This is a genomic window from Geothrix sp. 21YS21S-2, assembly GCF_030846775.1.
In the GTDB taxonomy this organism is placed as follows: domain Bacteria; phylum Acidobacteriota; class Holophagae; order Holophagales; family Holophagaceae; genus Mesoterricola.
The window spans coordinates 4,838,203-4,855,413 of record NZ_CP132910.1 but is presented as its reverse complement, the minus strand read 5'-3'; the positions used below and the strand labels follow the sequence as shown (position 1 = coordinate 4,855,413).

The 17,211-nt window shown below is 66.7% G+C and carries 11 protein-coding genes; 5 read left to right on the top strand and 6 right to left on the bottom strand.

All coding sequences use genetic code 11. From position 1 onward, the window contains the following. The first annotated feature begins 68 nt into the window (after nucleotides 1–68). Together RAH40_RS21325 and RAH40_RS21320 are read left to right on the top strand one after the other, a co-directional pair. Nucleotides 69–1,688 (top strand): methyl-accepting chemotaxis protein, encoded by a 1,620-nt coding sequence (locus RAH40_RS21325; RefSeq protein WP_306599651.1) that lies wholly within the window; start codon nucleotides 69–71, stop codon nucleotides 1,686–1,688. A 54-nt stretch (nucleotides 1,689–1,742) separates the two neighbouring features. Further along, the gene (locus tag RAH40_RS21320; protein ID WP_306599650.1) at nucleotides 1,743–2,252 is read left to right on the top strand and encodes a nitroreductase family protein; all 510 of its coding nucleotides are present in this window, start codon (nucleotides 1,743–1,745) and stop codon (nucleotides 2,250–2,252) included. A 59-nt stretch (nucleotides 2,253–2,311) separates the two neighbouring features. Here RAH40_RS21320 and RAH40_RS21315 read toward each other — a convergent pair whose 3' ends face one another. After that, complete coding sequence (locus tag RAH40_RS21315) at nucleotides 2,312–3,304, bottom strand: dihydroorotate dehydrogenase-like protein (RefSeq protein ID WP_306599649.1); 993 nt, start codon at nucleotides 3,302–3,304, stop codon at nucleotides 2,312–2,314. A gap of 104 nt (nucleotides 3,305–3,408) precedes the next feature. Then, nucleotides 3,409–6,981 (bottom strand): pyruvate:ferredoxin (flavodoxin) oxidoreductase, encoded by a 3,573-nt coding sequence (gene nifJ / locus RAH40_RS21310; protein ID WP_373432537.1) that lies wholly within the window; start codon nucleotides 6,979–6,981, stop codon nucleotides 3,409–3,411. Nucleotides 6,982–7,274: 293 nt separating this feature from the next. On the opposite strand from nifJ, the gene rbr reads away from it, so the two are divergent. Together rbr and guaB are read left to right on the top strand one after the other, a co-directional pair. Then, nucleotides 7,275–7,853 carry a rubrerythrin gene (gene rbr / locus RAH40_RS21305; protein WP_306599648.1) on the top strand — a complete coding sequence of 193 codons (579 nt, stop codon included), beginning with the start codon at nucleotides 7,275–7,277 and terminating at the stop codon, nucleotides 7,851–7,853. Nucleotides 7,854–8,126: 273 nt separating this feature from the next. Continuing rightward, nucleotides 8,127–9,587, top strand: a complete 1,461-nt coding sequence (gene guaB / locus RAH40_RS21300) for an IMP dehydrogenase (RefSeq protein ID WP_306599647.1) — start codon at nucleotides 8,127–8,129, stop codon at nucleotides 9,585–9,587. 146 nt (nucleotides 9,588–9,733) lie between these two features. Here the strand turns inward: guaB and ltrA are convergent, their stop codons facing one another. After that, nucleotides 9,734–11,053 carry a group II intron reverse transcriptase/maturase gene (ltrA, locus tag RAH40_RS21295; protein WP_306597942.1) on the bottom strand — a complete coding sequence of 440 codons (1,320 nt, stop codon included), beginning with the start codon at nucleotides 11,051–11,053 and terminating at the stop codon, nucleotides 9,734–9,736. Nucleotides 11,054–12,045: 992 nt separating this feature from the next. Between ltrA and RAH40_RS21290 the strand changes: the two genes are divergently transcribed. After that, nucleotides 12,046–13,221, top strand: coding sequence for an alpha/beta hydrolase-fold protein (locus RAH40_RS21290; RefSeq protein WP_306599646.1), 1,176 nt, complete (start codon nucleotides 12,046–12,048; stop codon nucleotides 13,219–13,221). Here the strand turns inward: RAH40_RS21290 and uvrB are convergent. From uvrB to fabF, 3 genes are all read right to left on the bottom strand, one after another. Then, a complete protein-coding gene (gene uvrB / locus RAH40_RS21285) occupies nucleotides 13,214–15,220 on the bottom strand; it encodes an excinuclease ABC subunit UvrB (RefSeq protein WP_306599645.1) in 2,007 nt (668 codons plus the stop codon). The genes RAH40_RS21290 and uvrB overlap by 8 nt on opposite strands. Before the next feature lie 35 nt (nucleotides 15,221–15,255). After that, nucleotides 15,256–15,789: a hypothetical protein gene (locus RAH40_RS21280; RefSeq protein ID WP_306599644.1), complete on the bottom strand. Its 534-nt coding sequence runs from the start codon at nucleotides 15,787–15,789 to the stop codon at nucleotides 15,256–15,258. 68 nt (nucleotides 15,790–15,857) lie between these two features. Then, a complete protein-coding gene (fabF, locus tag RAH40_RS21275) occupies nucleotides 15,858–17,093 on the bottom strand; it encodes a beta-ketoacyl-ACP synthase II (protein WP_373432588.1) in 1,236 nt (411 codons plus the stop codon). Between the last annotated feature and the right edge of the window lie 118 nt (nucleotides 17,094–17,211).

The following is a 17,211-nucleotide window of genomic DNA, read 5'->3' as shown; positions in this document are numbered from 1 at the left end:
CAAGCCGCGGGGGGCGCACCTATACTCTTCAGCGGGATCCGACCCCCAGGGTTCATCCGGGAGGCGACATGGCTTCAGGCGTTCTGCGGAACCTCAAGGTCAAGGCCAAGCTCCAGGTCCTGGTGGCCACCCTCCTCGCCATGGGCATCGGCCTCTGGCTCTCGGGCTTCCTCGCGCTCAACCGCGTCGTGACCCAGTCCGGGAACGCCCTGGCGGCCACCTCCCGCGCCACCCTGGCCGGGGATCTGGCCCGGGACGCCCAGGCGCAGTTCAAGGGCCAGGTCCAGGAGTTCAAGGACATCCTCCTGCGGGGCCACGATCCCGAGCTGCTGGCCCGGTACCGGGGCAACTTCGAGAAACAGGAGGCCGAGGTCCGGGCCAGCCTCACCCGCCTGGAGGGGCTCCTCCCCCCCCTCGGCCTGGACCCCGCCCTGGCCGCGAGGTCCCTGAAGGAGCACGCGCGCCTGGGCGAGGCCTACCGGGCCGGCCTCGCAAGGTTCCAGCCGGCGGTGCCCGGGTCCTACCGCACCGTGGACCAGTCCCTGCGGGGCATCGACCGCCCCATGGGCGCGGCCCTGGGCGAGCTGGCCCGGTCGATCATCGCCGATGGCGAGGAGGTGCGCGCCCGCAGCACCGCGGACATGAAGCGCCTGAGTTCCGCCATCCTCACCGTGCAGGTGGTCCTCCTGATCGCGGGCGTGGCGCTGGCCCTGGGCCTCGTCCGGACCCACGTGCGCCAGATCACCGGCCCCCTGAAGGACGTTTCCGAGGGCATCCGGCGCATGGCCGGCAACGATTTCCGCTCGGGAGTGCTGGTGTCGGGCAGGGACGAGTTCGGGACCATGGCCGCGGACTTCAACGGCCTAGTCCGGCTCTTCCAGCAGCACTTCGGGGGCCTGCGGGAGACCAGCGCCCGGGTCGCCTCGGGCTCCACCGAACTGTCGGCCACGGCGGGGGAGATGGCCCGTGCCTCCGGGGAGATCGCGCAGTTCGCCGAGACCCAGCGCCTCACGGGGGAGCGCACCTCCGCCGCGGTCATGGAGTTCGCCGCCTCCGTCCACCAGGTGGCCCGGAACGTCCAGGTCAACGCCCAGGCCACGGACGCCATGGTGGCGGCCGTGGAGGAGGGGGTGGCCCAGGGCCGGGAGACCGGGGAGGCCATGGCGGCCATCCGCCAGTCGAATCAGCAGATGGTCCAGGCCGTCCGGGTCATCCAGGACCTGGCCCGCCAGACCAACCTCCTGTCCCTGAACGCGGCCATCGAGGCCGCCAAGGCCGGCGCCCACGGCCGGGGGTTCTCCGTGGTGGCCGAGGAGGTGCGCAAGCTCGCCGAGCACAGCGCCAGCGCGGCCCGGGAGATCGCCGGCCTCATCGGGCAGGCCGAGGAGGCCATGGCCCGCGGCGTCAACACGGTGGAGCGCACCGAAGCCACGCTCCGGTCCCTTCGGGAGAGCATCCAGGCCGTCGCCTCCGTGGGCCGGGAGATCGGCATGGCCACCGAGGAGCAGGGGCGGGCCTCCGACGACGTAGCCCGCCAGGTGGAGGAGGCGGCCCGGGCCACGGAGCGCAGCGCCGCCGCGTCCCTCGAGCTGGCCCAGACCGTGGAGGAGGTGAACCGCACCGCGGAATTCCTGGCCAAGGTCGCCGACGAGGTGGCCGAGGCCATCGCGAGCTTCAAGATCGACTGAAAATCCCGGGCCGGAGGCGTATGATGGTCTTCCCTCCCCACCTCTGGAGTTCTGATGGACGCCTTAGAAGCCCTCAACACCCGACGCAGCATCCGCGCCTTCACGCCCCGGCCCGTGAGCCTGGACATCGTGCGGGAACTGATCCGGGCGGCCATGCACGCTCCCAGCGCCGGCAACGAACAGCCCTGGCATTTCCTGATCATCACGGACCGGGAGATCCTGGACAAGATCCCCGACTTCCACCCCTACGCCGGCATGCTCAGCGAGTCCCCCGTCTCGGTGCTGGTCTGCGGCGACCCCCGCCAGGAGAAGCACCCCGGCATGTGGGTCCAGGACTGCGCCGCCGCCACCCAGAACCTGCTCCTGGCCGCCCATGCCAAGGGCCTGGGCGCCGTGTGGGTGGGCGTCCATCCCCGCGAGGACCGCATCGAGCCCCTGCGCAAGCTCATCGACCTGCCCGAGGTGGTGATCCCCTTCGCGCTGATCCCCATCGGCCATCCCGCGGAATCCCCCGAATCGGAGGACAGGTACCGCCCGGAACTGATCCACCTGAACAAGTGGTAGCAATCCAGGCAAAGGAAAAGGGCCGGCGATGCCGGCCCTTTTCCTGTTCCGGGTGAAGGCTAGGCCTTCCAGCCCGCCAGCACGCGCATGTAGTTGGCGCGTTCGAAAGCCTGGGGGTTGGGGCACTTCATGAGGCTCAGCGATCCCCGCATCTGCTCCAGGGACTCGTACTCGTGCTCTTCCATCCACGCGGCGAGGCCGTCGCGGACTTCCGTGATGCGCTCGGGGCCGTGCTTGAGGGTGGCCGAGACCATCTGGATGCCCGTCGCGCCGGCCATGGTGGCCTTCACGGCGTCTTCCGCGGTGTGCACGCCGCCGGTGACGGCCATGGGCATGCTGATGTGGCTGTAGAGCAGGGCCAGCCAGCGCAGGCGCATGCGCAGCGTGGAACTGGAGGAGAGCTGCAGGGCGGGGACGACCTCCAGGTTCTCGATGTCCAGGTCGGGCTGGTAGAAGCGGTTGAAGAGCACCAGGGCGTCGACGCCGGTCCCTTCCAGCACCTTGGCGAAGTGGGCCAGGCTGGAGAAGAAGGGCGAGAGCTTGACGGCCACGGGGATCTTCACGCTGCTCTTGACGGTGCGGACGATCTCGAGCGTGCGCTTCTCGACCATGTCGGCGGTCTCGAAGGGGTTGGTGGCGAGGTAGTAGATGTTGAGCTCGAGGGCGTCGGCGCCGGCCTGCTCCATCTTGCGGGCGTAGTCCAGCCAGCCGGAGTTGGTGATGCCGTTCAGCGAGCCGATGACGGGGACCTTCACGGCCGCCTTGACGCGCCGGAGCTGGTTGAGGTAGCTCTCGGGGCCCAGGGTCATCTCGTCGACGCTGGGGAAGTAGGAGGTGGCCTCCGCGAAGGAGTTCGCGTGGCCGTCCAGGTCGTAGAGGGTGCCGGACTCCTCGCGGGTGATCTGCTCCTCGAACAGCGAGGGCAGCGTGATCGCGGCGGCGCCGGCGTCCTCCAGCCTCCGCACGGCGTCCAGGTCCGCCCCGAGGGGGGACGCGCCGGCCATGATGGGGTGGTCCAGCTGCAAGCCAAGGTAGGTGGTCTTCATGTTCATGCCGAACCTCGAGAAGAAACGTGCTTCAGATTAGATCACCGGCCGTCCAGGGCCGTCACCGGAAATAATCGGTGACGGCCGGGGACGGCCGGTGCAACCAGGTTCTAGTCCACCACCGTCTTGACCGGCATGGTCAGGTTGGCGAGGTTCTCATACGTGGCATAGCGGTTGGTGACTTCGCGCTGGGCCATGGCGAGCAGGTGCTTGAAGTGCTCGGGGTTCTGCTGCTGGACCATGCGGAAGCGGGTCTCGTTCAGGATGTAGGTGGCCAGGTCGATCTTGGGGGCCGGGCTGTCCATCTGGAGCGGGCCCTGGCCCTCGGCGACGCGCCGGGGGTCGAAGCGGAACAGCGGCCAGTGGCCGGAGTCCACGGCCAGCTTCTGCTGCTCGCAGCCCTGGACCAGGTCGAACCCGTGGGCGATGCAGTGGCTGTAGGCGATGATCAGGGACGGACCATCGTAGCTCTCGGCCTCGACGAAGGCCTTGGCGACCTGCATGTCCTTGGCGCCCATGGCCACCTTGGCCACGTAGACGTTGCCGTAGCTCATGGCGATCATGCCCAGGTCCTTCTTGGGGAGGGACTTGCCGGCCATGGCGAACTTCGCGGAAGCGCCGATGGGGGTGGACTTGGAGGCCTGGCCGCCGGTGTTGGAGTACACCTCGGTGTCGAGCACCAGGATGTTGACGTTGCGGCCGGAGGCCAGCACGTGGTCGAGACCGCCGTAGCCGATGTCATACGCCCAGCCGTCGCCGCCCACGATCCAGACCGCCTTCTTGACCAGGTAGTCGGCCAGGATGGCGAGGCGCTTGGCTTCGGGCGTGGCGATGGAGGCCAGCTTGTCCTTGAGGATGGCGACCCGCTCGCGCTGGGCCTTGATGCCGGCCTCGGTGGACATGTCGGCGGCCACGATGCCGGCCACCAGCTCGTCGCCGATGGAGCCGGCGAGGCGGTGGAGCATCTCGAGGGCCTGCTGGTTGTGCTTGTCCAGGGCCAGGCGGTAGCCCAGGCCGAACTCCGCGTTGTCCTCGAACAGGCTGTTGGCCCAGGCGGGACCGCGGCCGTCCTTGTTGACGGTGTAGGGCGTGGTGGGCAGGTTGCCGCCGTAGATGGAGGAGCAGCCCGTGGCGTTGGCAATCATGGCGCGGTCGCCGAACATCTGGGTCATGAGCTTGATGTAGGGCGTCTCGCCGCAGCCGGCGCAGGCGCCGCTGAACTCGAACAGGGGCTCCATGAACTGGCTGCCCTTGACGTCGTACTTCAGGTTGGTGCGGTCGGGCTCGGGCAGGTCGAGGAAGAACTTGAAGTTAGCGGCCTCGGCCTCGCGCAGGGGAACCTGCGGGGTCATGTCGATGGCCTTGTGCTTGGGATTGCTCTTGTCCTTGGCGGGGCAGACCGCGACGCAGATGCCGCAGCCGGTGCAGTCCTCGGGGGCCACCTGGATGGTGTACTTGGAGCCCTTGAAGTCCGCGCCCTTGTAGTCCACCGACTTGAAGGTCTCAGGCGCGCCCGAGAGGCAGCTGGGCTCGTAGACCTTGGGGCGGATGGCGGCGTGGGGGCAGATCAGCGCGCACTTGTTGCACTGGATGCAGATCTTCTCGTCCCACACGGGGATGTCCAGGGCGATGTTGCGCTTTTCCCACTTGGTGGTGCCGGAGGGCCAGGTGCCGTCCACGGGGAAGGCGGAAACCGGGAGCAGGTCGCCGTTGCCCTGCATCATGATGGCCGTGACGCGCTGGACGAAGTCCGGAGCCTCGGCGCTGACGGTGGGGGGCATGACGCGGATGGCGGAGACTTCGGCGGGGACGTTGACCTGGTGCAGGTTGACCAGGGTGGTGTCCACGGCCTCGAAGTTCTTCTTGACCACGGCCTCGCCCTTCTTGCCGTAGGTCTTCTTGATGGCCTTCTTGATCTGGGCGATGGCCTCCTCGCGGGGCAGCACGCCGGAGATGGCGAAGAAGCAGGTCTGCATGATGGTGTTGATGCGCACGCCCATGCCCGTGGCCTTGGCCACCTCGAAGGCGTCGATGACGTAGAACTTCAGCTTCTTGCTGACGATGGCCGTCTGGACTTCCTTGGGCAGGGAGTCCCAGACCTCGTCCTTGCTGAACGGGGTGTTCAGCAGGAAGGTCGCGCCGGGCTCGGCCGCGGTGAGCATGTCGTACTTGTCCAGGAAGGACGTGTTGTGGCAGGCGATGAAGTTGGCCTTGCGGATCAGGTAGGCGCTGCGGATGGGCTTGGGGCCGAAGCGCAGGTGGCTGATGGTGATGGCGCCGGCCTTCTTGGAGTCGTAGACGAAGTAGCCCTGGCCGTAGTTGGGGGTCTCCTCGGCGATGATCTTGATGGAGTTCTTGTTGGCGCCCACGGTGCCGTCGGAACCCAGGCCGTAGAACATGGCGCGCTTGACGCCCTCGGGCTCGATGTCGAAGTCCAGGTCCATGGGCAGGCTGCTCATGGTGACGTCGTCGATGATGCCCACGGTGAAGTGGTTCTTGGGGTTGGCCTTGGCCAGCTCGTCATAGACGGCCTTGATGCAGGCGGGATTGAACTCCTTGGAGGAGAGGCCGTAGCGGCCGCCCACGACCTTGGGGGCCGTCGCGAAGTGGGTGAGGCCCTCGTCGGCGGCTTCGCGCAGGGCGGTGACCACGTCCAGGTAGAGGGGATCGCCGATGGCGCCGGGTTCCTTGCAGCGGTCCAGGACGGCGATGGTCTTGACGGTCTTGGGCAGCGCGTGGACGAAGTCCTTGATGGAGAAGGGCCTGAACAGCCGGACCTGGAGGACGCCGATCTTCTCGCCCTTGGCCAGCGCCCAGTCCACGTATTCCGTGGCGGTGTCGCCGCCGGAGCCCATGATGATCATGACGCGCTCGGCCTCGGGGTGGCCGTAGTAGTCGAAGAGGTGGTACTTGCGGCCGGTCAGCGCGCCGAAGGCGTCCATCTCCTGCTGCACGATGGCGGGGGTGGCGTTGTAGAAGCCGTTGCAGGCCTCGCGGGCCTGGAAGAAGGTGTCGGGGTTCTGGGCCGTGCCGCGGACCACCGGCTTGTCGGGGGTGAGGCAGCGGCTGCGGTAGTCCTCGACCATGCCGTCGGTGACCATGCTCCGGAGATCGTCGTCGTTCAGCATCTCGATCTTGGAGACCTCGTGGGAGGTGCGGAATCCGTCGAAGAAGTGCACGAAGGGCACGCGGCTCTTCAGGGTGGCGGCCTGGGAGATCAGGGCGAAGTCGTGGGCCTGCTGGACCGAGTCGGAGCTCAGCATGGCGAAGCCGGTCTGCCGGCAGGCCATGACGTCGGCGTGGTCGCCGAAGATGGACAGGGCGTGGGCGGCCAGGGTGCGGGCCGTCACGTGGAGCACGAACGGCGTGAGCTCGCCCGCGATCTTGTACATGTTGGGGATGAAGAGCAGGAGGCCCTGGGAGGCCGTGAAGCTCGTGGTGAGGGCGCCGGCCTGCATGGCGCCGTGCACCGCGCCGGCGGCTCCGCCTTCGGACTGCATCTCGACCACGGCGGGAACCGTGTTCCAGATGTTCTTCCTGCCCGCGGCGCTCCACTCGTCCGACCACTCGCCCATGTTGGAAGAGGGGGTGATGGGGTAGATCGCGATCACTTCATTCAAGCGATGCGCAACGGATGCTGTCGCCTCGTTACCGTCTACGGTAACCATGCGTCGTTCGGCCATGGCCTTCCTCCTACGTGTGTCGTTAAGACTTGTCCGACGTGGATATGGGACTCTTGGAGAAGCAGGGCCTTGTGGGCCAGGACATACCGCTTCGCACAAAGGTGAGTTTATTCTTCAAATTGGCCATAATCAAGAGCGGTGGGTCTTTTTTGGGGCGGGTGTGTCGCAGGTTACACCCCCTGGCCGTTCGCCAAGAGGCTAGACTCGAGGCACCGCCTATCAACCCACTGGCCTCGGGACGGAAAGCAATGGGTCTTTCATTCCTTTTGGGCCGCAACTGACCGAGGGTCACCATGGAATTCAAGGACAGCAGGACCGCCAAAAACCTCCTCAAGGCCTTCGCCGGGGAGAGCCAGGCCCGCAACCGCTATACCTTCGCCGCCCGCATCGCCCGCACCGAGGGCCTGGAGCACGTGGCCGCCGTCTTCGAGGAGACCGCCCGCAACGAACAGGAGCACGCCCGCCTGTTCTACGCCCATCTGGCCAAGCTCGCCCCCTCGGCCCTCGAGATCACCGCGTCCTATCCCGCCGTCGCCGGCGACACCGCTGCCCAGCTCCGGGCCGCCGTCAGCGGCGAGAACGAGGAATGGTCCGCCCTCTACCCCGAGTTCGCCCGCATCGCCAAGGAGGAGGGCTTCAACGACGTGGCCCGCACCTTCGAATGGATCTCCAAGGTGGAGAAGGAGCACGAGGACCGGTTCCAGCGCCTTCTCGACCACGTGGTCAACGGCACCGTCTTCCAGCGCGGCGAGAAGATCTACTGGCGCTGCATGGAATGCGGGCACATCCACGAGGGCCTGGCCGCTCCCAAGGCCTGCCCCGTCTGCATGAAACCCCAGGGCTGGTTCGAACCCGTGGGCGAGAAGTTCTAAGGGACTTCTCTACTCGGCGAACCTCGGCCCCTCGGCTGCCTCGGCGATGCATTTCTTTCTTAAGACCTTGCGGCGCATCGCTTAAATGCGCCGCAAGGTCTTGAAACAGAATGCATCGCCGAGGCAGCCGAGGGGCCGAGGTTCGCCGAGATGAATGAAAGCGATTTTTTTTCAGGGGGTCTCCCGTTTTTTTCTGAGACCACGGTCACGGCCATTCCATGCGATCCTTTCTTGCAAGGTTCCGCTGCCGCGAACTCCAGAAGAGAGGCCCCCATGCTCACCTTGCCCCTTGTCCAGGCGCTGACGTTCGACGATGTGCTCCTGGTTCCCGGACACTCCACCGTCCACCCCAACCAGGTGGACCTCAGCTCCACCCTGGTCGCCGGCGTGAAGCTGGGGATCCCCCTCCTGTCCGCCGCCATGGACACCGTCACCGAGGGGCGGCTGGCCATCTCGCTGGCCCAGCAGGGCGGCATCGGGATCATCCACAAGAACCTCTCCATCGAACGCCAGGCGGAGGAGGTCGACAAGGTCAAGCGCAGTGAGAGCGGCATGATCACCGACCCCATCGTGATCCGCCCCGACGCCCCCATCCGGGAGGCCGAGGCCATGATGGCCAAGTACCGCATCTCAGGCGTGCCCGTGGTGGAGAACGGCAAGCTGGTGGGCATCCTCACCAACCGGGACCTGCGCTTCGAGACCCGCTGGGAGCTCCCGGTGCGCGAGGTCATGACCAAGGACCGCCTGGTGACCGTGCCCGTGGGCACCACGCTCATGGAGGCCCGGGCCATCCTCCAGAAGCACCGCATCGAAAAGCTCCTGGTGGTGGACGATCAGGGAGCCCTGCGCGGGCTCATCACCGTCAAGGACATCCAGAAGTCCACCGAGTACCCCAACTCCTGCAAGGACCCCCAGGGCCGGCTGCGCGTGGGCGCGGCGGTGGGCGTGGGGCCCGACCTGCTGAACCGGGCCAAGGCCCTGGTGGCGGCCCGGGTGGACGTCCTGTGCCTGGACAGCAGCCACGGCCACAGCGAAGGCGTCCTCGCCGCCCTGCGCATGCTGCGCCAGGCCCTGCCCGACACCCCGGTCATCGCCGGCAACGTGGCCACCTACCAGGGCGCCCGGGACCTGTGCGAAGCCGGCGCGTCCGCCGTCAAGGTCGGCATCGGCCCCGGCTCCATCTGCACCACCCGCATCGTCACCGGGGCGGGCATGCCCCAGATCACCGCCATCCTGGAGGCCTCCCGGGCCTGCCGCGAGTTCGGCGTGCCCTGCATCGCCGACGGCGGCATCAAGTTCTCCGGCGACGTGGCCAAGGCCCTGGCCGCCGGCGCCGACAGCGTCATGATCGGCAGCCTCTTCGCGGGCACCGACGAGGCTCCCGGCGAAACGATCTTCTACAGCGGCCGCACCTACAAGTCCTACCGCGGCATGGGCAGCATGGGCGCCATGAAGGCCGGTTCCAAGGACCGCTACTTCCAGGACGGCAAGGACGACGCCAAGCTGGTGCCGGAGGGCATCGAGGGCCAGGTGCCCTACAAGGGCCGCATGAACGACCTGGTGGGCCAGCTCATCGGCGGGCTGCGGGCGGGCATGGGGCTGGTGGGGGCCGGGACCATCCCGGAGTTCCACGACAAGGCCACCTTCGTGCAGATCAGCAGCGCGGGGCTCAGGGAGAGCCACGCGCACGACGTCATGATCACGAAGGAAGCGCCGAACTACCGCATGGACTGAGGTTGGTCTTCAATCCGAGGAAAAGGCCGCAAAGGCCGGGGTCGGCTTGACCGATCCCATCCCCTTCCAGTCGGGTAGGCCGGGGAGCTTGCGCCCCCGGCCCCCCTCAGATCCGGACGTGCGGGACTACCGCATCCGGCTCCTCGTCACGGTCGCTGAGGACGTAGTTTCGATGCGTAACTGATGGCTGGGGCCAGTGGGAACCGAGCCAGAAGCTTGTTCATGCGATCCCAGGTCATGCGGGCCCGCTGGGACCTCCGGTTGAGCCATCCACGCCACCTTCGCCCAACTTCATAGCGGAAGTGCGCCAGGGCCCTGGAGTTCCCCGTGATCCCGTAATACCTGAAGTGACCGACCAGTTTCTGGTTGATCGTCCGCCATTGCTCGCGCACCGGGAGGTGGCGGTGTTTGGCCATCCACTCCCCGATCTTCGTGAGCGCCCGACTCATCCGGCTCTTCGCGGTCTTCCGCTTCACCACCCACCGGCCGTTCTTGGCCGTGGCCCAGTAGTGGGTGAATCCCAGGAAGTCGAAGTGGCCTGGTCCCCCATTGGGGTCCCTGGGCTCCCTCGGCTTCCAGAACTCCACCAGCCGGGTCTTATCCGGGTGGATCGTCAGGCCATACCGCTCGAACCGCTTGGGCAGGACTTCCATAACCCGCTTGGCATCCTCCTCCTGGGCAAAGCCCATCACGAAGTCGTCCGCGTAGCGCACCAGGAAGGCCCGACCCCGGAGTCGGGGCTTGACCTCCCTTTCAAACCACACGTCCAGCACCTCGTGGAGGTAGATGTTGGCGAGCATCGGACTGACCACCCCGCCCTGGGGCGAGCCGGTTTCCGGGTGCGTGATGCATCCTTTCTCCAGCACGCCCGCGTTGAGCCATTTGCCGATCAGGCGCCTCAGAACGCCGTCCTTCATCCGCAGGTCAAGGATTTCCCGCAGCTTCCCGTGGTCCAAAGTATCGAAATACTTACGGATATCCACGTCAAGCACCCAGCCTCCCCCCATGTCCATCAACCCCTGCCAAATCGCCTCCAGCGCCATGTGCGCGGAGCGCCCGGGCCTGAACCCGTAGGAGCAGTCCAGGAAGTCCTGCTCATAGAGCGGTTCCATCACCATCACCACGGCCCTTTGCAGGACCTTGTCTTCGAAGGCGGGAATGCCCAGGGGGCGTTGGCTGCCATCCCCTTTCGGGATGTAGGTTCTCCGGACTGGAGGGGCCTTGTAGGTGTCGCCGTTCTTAGCCCGGTTCAGGAGGCTCTGGAGGTTGGACTCCAGGTTTTCCCCGTATTCCTTGCCCGTCACGCCGTCCACCCCGGTCGCCCCATCCTTGCGGGTGCGCCCGAAGGCTTCCTTCATCCAGTCCAGGTCCATGTGGTAGGCCAAGGAGGTGAAAGCCACCTCCGGGTGGATCCTGGCCAGTTCTGCGATCCGTTGTTGTTTCGTGGAGACGCTGTTGGATGTCATTGCACCCATTATCTTTCCCTTCAACGGTTCCGTGATCCGGCAGCTCCTTGGCTCCAGCGGGTCCCGGCGGCCCGGTTCCCCGCGATCATCGCTACTATGAGCTGCTCCGACTTCCGGCCACCCCTCCCGCGCTCCTTCGTTTCCTTCAGTTTGCGGTACCGCCCTGTGCCGGCTGTTCGCTCCCGCCGGGGGCGGCACCCCCCGGCGAGCCTGGGTTCGTTTTACGTGGCTTCCCTCACCACTGGGTTGTTGGCGGAGATGGCTGGATCTCCCAGGTTCCTGGGGAACCCCTGTGCACGTGCCCTGCTCTATGACCCCGGTGGGACCCTACGGTCAGGCCCTTGCGACCTTCGGGTGCTGTCTTCCGATCGGAGAACGGCGTCGACTCCCACGGTTGGATGCTTTCGGGGCTCCATCACACGGCCCATGCACTCCCTGTCTACGCTTCACGAGGTCGGTCGCCCTTCCCCACGCAAGACTCGGTTCCGGCTGCTGGCCAGCTTTGCCGGGCGGGGCTTGCTGCCTCCCCGCTGGGCTCCATTGCGAGGTTTCAGTCTGTCTTAGGTCATCCATCCTCCTCGCCCAGGCTTGGCCTGGCGCACTCCCCGTGTATCCCCGTGTCTCCCCGGCTGATTCCTGCCGGGGTGGGTCCGGGCGAGTGGCCATGGCCCTGCCCCCTTGTTTCGGCGGCAACCAAACGTTGACTTGGCCGGGGATGCACGGGGATGGAACTGGATGACCGCCCTGACCGGGGTGGCTCCCTTGGGACTTGAACTGGATTCACGCCCTGGACCCCGGTGCTTCGTCTCAGGTGGACGGCCGGCCGGCCACGGGAAAATGCGCCTCCACCCCACGACGGGGCGGATGGCCCCTGATCCCGGTTAGGACCGGCCGGGAGCGCTACCTTTACGGTGATCCCCAAATCCCGTTCCGCATCCAGCCTCACCCACCCATGCCCTGCGTCCTGATCCACGAGGAAGGGAGCTGCCACCATGCGTTTCCAGCGCCTGCTTCACGTCGCGATCGCCGTTCTCCTCCTGGCGGGCACCGGCCCTCTGCGTGCGCAGGAGGACAGCATCACGATCGGGACCCGGGCCAGGATCCATTCCGCCATCCTGAAGGAAGACCGGACCCTCCTGATCTCCCTGCCCCCGGACTACGCCGACCGGCGGATCCGCTGCCCCGTGATCTACCTCCTGGATGGCAGCGCCCTTTTCCTGCAAACGGTGGCGGACGCCAGGTTCCTGGCAAGCCAGGGCATGGCCCCCGCAATGATCGTCGTGGCCATCGAGAACACCGACCGCACCCGCGACCTCACGCCCCCCTCCAGCAAGGAGAAGGAGAAATTCCCCACCAGCGGTGGCGCGGACCGGTTCCGGGAATTCCTGGTCAAGGAACTCCGACCGTACCTGGAGAGCACCTACAGGACGGAGCCCTATTCCATCCTGATCGGATGGTCATTCGGGGGCTTGTTCGCGGTCCACACCCTGATGGAGGAGCCGGAAGCCTTCGGCGCCTACCTGGCCATCAGCCCGAGCCTGTGGTGGGACAGCGAAGCGGAAGGCGCCAAGGCCGAGCGCGGTTTCGCGCCAGGTGCCGGATTCCGGAAGTTCCTCTACCTGACCCATGGCCGGGAGAACAACGGAATCCCCAAGTCCGTCCAGGCCTTCACCACCATCCTGGGCTTGAAGGCCCCCGCCCTTCTTCGATGGAAATTCGACTACATGTCCCGCGACAACCACCAGTCGACGCCCTCCCGGGCCATCTACGACGGGCTCGAGAACCTGTTCGACGGCTGGGCCCTGTCGGAGGATCGCATTCCCGGGGTGGCCGAAATGGAGAGGCAATTCGGCCGTCTGACCGAAGCCTTCGGTTTCCCTTGCCGGCCAAGTGAAGGGAGGCTCAACCGCAGAGCCTACGCTGCCCTCCAGCGGAAGAAAACGGACGAAGCCATCTCCCTCTTTCAGTACATCATCCGGCTGTATCCTGAATCCCCGAACGCCTACGATTCCCTCGCCGAGGCTTACCAGGCCGCGGGGGAACCCGCCTTGGCCCTGGAGAACAGCCAATCGGCATGCCGCCTGGGGGAGAAATACGCCGATCCGAACCTGCCCGTTTTCCTCGGCCGCCTTGAGAGCGTCCGGAAGATGCAGACACCCTCTAACTGACCAGCCGCTCCCGCCTCGCCTTCAGGATCCGGTCCCGCAGCTTGGCCGCCTCCTCGAACTCCATCTTGCCGGCGAAGGCCTTCATCTTCGTCTCCAGCTTGGCCACCTCCCGCTCGAACTCCTTGTCGGTGAGGTAGAGCAGCGGCTCCTCCGCGGCCCGGTCCTCCTTGGGGACGTTGATGAACTCCCGGGCCAGGGCCTCGCCCATGACGTCGTCCAGGAGCCGCTTGGTGGTCTCGGGGGTGATTCCGTGCAGGGCGTTGTGGTCCAGCTGCTTCTGGCGGCGGCGCCCGGTCTCGCCGATGGCCCTCTCCATGGAATCGGTCATGCGGTCGCCGTAGAGGATGGCCTTCCCGCTGACGTTGCGGGCGGCGCGGCCGATGGTCTGGATGAGGCTCCGCGCGCTGCGCAGGTAGCCCTCCTTGTCCGCGTCCAGGATCGCCACGAGGCTCACCTCGGGGAGATCCAGGCCCTCCCGCAGGAGGTTGATGCCGATGAGCACGTCGAACACGCCCCGGCGGAGGTTCTTCAGGAGCTCCACCCGCTCCAGGGTGTCGATCTCGCTGTGGAGGTACTCGGCCTTGATGCCCAGCTCCTGGTAGTAGGACGTGAGCTGCTCCGCCAGCTTCTTGGTGAGCACGGTGACCAGCACCCGCTCGTCCCTGGCCACCACCTTGCGGATCTCCTCCAGGAGGTCGTCCACCTGGGTGCCCACGGGGCGCACCTCCACCAGGGGATCCACCAGGCCCGTGGGACGCACCACCTGCTCCACCACCACGCCGCCCGACTGCGCGAGCTCGTAGTCGCCGGGGGTGGCGCTCACGAAGACCAGCTGCCTGACGCGGGCCTCGAACTCCTCGAAGCGCAGGGGCCGGTTGTCCAGGGCCGCGGGGAGCCGGAAGCCGTAGTCCACCAGGGTGCGCTTGCGGGACTGGTCCCCCAGGAACATGCCGTGGAGCTGGCCGGTGGCGACGTGGCTCTCGTCCATGAACAGGACGAAGTCCTCGGGGAAGTAGTCCAGGAGCGTGTGGGGCGGCTCGCCGGGGCTGCGCCCGTCCAGGAACCGGGAATAGTTCTCGATGCCCGAGCAGTAGCCCATCTCCTTCATCATCTCGATGTCGTAGATGGTGCGCTGGTGCAGGCGCTGGAGCTCCACGATGCGGCCCTCGGACCGGAAGAACGCCTCCCGCTCCTCCAGTTCCGCCTTGATCTCGCGGATGGCCTGGAGCAGCTTGTCCTCGGGCGTGACGTAGTGGCTCTTGGGCCAGATGGTCAGCTCGTCCAGGGTCTCGAGCACCACGCCCCGCAGGGGGTCGATGCGGCTGAGCCGCTCGATCTCGTCGCCGAAGAGCTCGATGCGGTAGGCGGTGTCCTCGTACGCGGGGTACACCTCCACCACGTCCCCCCGCACCCGGAACACGCCCGGCTCGAAGGCCATCTGGTTCCTGGCGTACTGGATGGCCACCAGGTCGCGCAGGAGCATGGCCCGGTCGCGGGTGCCGCCCCGGCGCAGCGTCACCGAGAGGTTCATGTAGCTGCTCGGGTCGCCCAGGCCGTAGATGCAGGACACCGAGGCCACCACGATGGTGTCCCGCCGCTCCAGCAGGTTGCGGGTGGCCGAGAGCCGCAGCTTCTCCAGCTCCTCGTTGATCTTGGCGTCCTTGTCGATGAACAGGTCCCGCTCGGGGACGTAGGCCTCGGGCTGGTAGTAGTCGTAGTAGCTGACGAAGTACTCCACCGCGTTCTCGGGGAAGAACTGCTTGAACTCCGAGAACAGCTGGGCCGCCAGGGTCTTGTTGGGCGCGAAGATCAGCGCCGGCCGCTGCAGCCGGGCGATGGTGGAGGCCATGGTGTAGGTCTTGCCGCTGCCCGTGACGCCCAGGAGGGTGGACCAGCGGTCCCCGGCCTCGATGCCGCGCACGAGCTGCTCGATGGCCTCCGGCTGGTCGCCGGCGGGCTCATAGGGCGCATGGAGCTTGAAGGGTTTCGCGGCGGCCATGCCCCATTCTACACGGGGCGAACAATTGGCGAACGCTACTTGCCCTTTTTCTTCACGGTGGGATCGATGGCGCCGGCCGGGAGGGGGAGCTTCATGCGCTCAGCAGTCTCCTTGCTGACGTATACGGGATCCTTGGCGCCCGGCCCCGCGGTGAGCACCGCGCCCAGCTGCAGCAGGCCCTGGGACAGGCCCACCGTGGGGACGTCCCGGCCCGAGGCGCGGTAGATCATCCGGGCGGTGAGGCGGCCCTTGGCGCCCAGCAGGGGGTCGCCCTCGACGATGAAGATGAACCCGGGGTTCCGGCTCATGGCGCTGGCCAGGGTCTTGTTGTAGTCCTTCTCCTCCCGCAGGTCGACGATCAGCAGGGAGATGTTGCGGGCCTTGGCGGTGTCGGCCAGGTCGATGAGCTCGAACTGGCTGGCGTCCTTGTCGCAGATGGCCATGGCCACCAGGCGCTCGGGCCAGATCTCCTTGACCACGTCGAAGAGGTGGTCGAAGTCGCCCGCCCGGAGGGGGGCGCAGAGGATGGCAGCAGCCGCAAGGATCCTACCGGTGGACAGGTGGAACATGGGCCCCCCTCAACGTGTGGTTTCACCTTGATGGGATCAAATTCCTTCAAATCGCCGGCATTGGCAAGCTAAATTTTCCGCAGGACGAGGCAGCCGTTGGTGCCGCCGAACCCGAAGTTGTTGTTCAGGACGTATTCGCCGTCGAAGGTGCCGGCGACGTTGGCCGTCACGTCCAGGTCGCAGTCGGGGTCCTGGTCCACCACGTTGATGGTGGGCGGGATCTTCCCGGTGCCGGCCACGAGGGCCGCCACGATGGTCTCCAACCCGCCCGCCGCGCCCAGGAGATGGCCGGTCATGGACTTGGTGGAGCTCACCTTGAGCCTGGCGACGTGGGCTCCGAAGACGCCCTTGAGGGCGGAGCACTCGATGCGGTCGCCGGCGGGGGTCGAGGTGCCGTGGGCATTCGCGTACCCCACCTGCTCCGGGGCGATGCCGGCGTCCTTGATGGCCGCGGCCATGACGCGCCGGGGCCCGTCGCCGTCCTCGCTGGGGCTGGTGATGTGGTGGGCGTCCCCGCTCATGCCGTACCCGCAGACCTCGGCGTAGATCTTCGCGCCCCGGGCCTTGGCCAGCTCGTACTCCTCGAGCACCACCACGCCCGCGCCCTCGGCCATGACGAAGCCGTCCCGGCCCTTGTCGAAGGGACGGCTGGCCTCGGTGGGGGCCTCGTTGCGGGTGGAGAGGGCGCGCATGGCGCCGAAGCCGCCCACGCCCAGCGGGTTGATGACCGAGTCGCTGCCGCCGGCGATCATGCGGTCGGCATAGCCGAACATGATCTGGCGGGCCGCGTCGCCGATGGCGTGGGTGCCCGTGGCGCAGGCGGTGGCCATGGCCGCGTTCGGGCCCTGGAGGCCGTACTTGATGCTCACGAAGCCGGAGGCCAGGTTGATGATGAGGCTGGGGATGAAGAAGGGGCTCGTGCGCCGGGGACCCCGGTAGCCGTTGGCCTCCTCCCAGATGGTGGAGAGGCCTCCGATGCCCGAGCCGATGGAGATGCCGAACAGCTCCCGCTCGGCCTTGCTCAGCTCGCCCAGTCCCGAGTCGTTCATGGCCTCCTGGGAGGCGGCCATGGCGTACTGGATGAACAGATCCATCTTCTTCTGTTCCTTGCGGTCGATGTACAGGTCGGCGTTGAAGTTCTTCACCTCGCCCGCGATCTTGCACGCGTAGTCGGTGACGTCGAACTTCGTGATCGTCCCGATGCCGCTCCGGCCGGCCAGGAGGTTCTCCCAGGTTTCGGCGACGGTGTTGCCGCAGGGGTTGACGGTCCCCATGCCCGTGATGACGACGCGCCTGCGCTGAATGGTGGTCATGGCCTCACCTCAGATGACAAGGATGCCACAGGCATGGGTCCGGCAACCTCTCCGTTTCACTGGAAACGGGAGGGCTCGGACGTCTGCCTGAAATTTTCTAACGGCGAGC